This is a genomic window from Streptococcus sp. WM07, from assembly GCF_004570525.1.
Classification (GTDB): domain Bacteria; phylum Bacillota; class Bacilli; order Lactobacillales; family Streptococcaceae; genus Streptococcus.
This window is the reverse complement of record NZ_SPPZ01000341.1, coordinates 1-255: the sequence shown is the minus strand read 5'-3', so window position 1 is coordinate 255 and position 255 is coordinate 1. Positions and strand designations below refer to the sequence as shown.

The 255-nt window shown below is 49.0% G+C and carries 1 protein-coding gene; it reads right to left on the bottom strand.

The window, feature by feature from the left end; translation table 11 throughout:
* Nucleotides 1-255, bottom strand: a 255-nt coding sequence (locus E4T71_RS10020; RefSeq protein ID WP_167758536.1) for a hypothetical protein, incomplete at both ends; no start/stop codon positions are given.

Here is a 255-nt window from a genome sequence, read left to right as displayed (position 1 = left end):
CAGGATCCACAGCTGGACGGTCTGCTTGAGTACCTTCACCTACAGATACACCGAGCTTCGAACCGTTAATATCGAAGGATGGGCGATCCATTTGAGTTCCGTTACCTGGAATTCCTGACTCTTTCAAACTCTCAGGATCCACAGCTGGACGGTCTGCTTGAGTACCTTCACCTACAGATACACCGAGCTTCGAACCGTTAATATCGAAGGATGGGCGATCCATTTGAGTTCCGTTACCTGGAATTCCTGACTCTT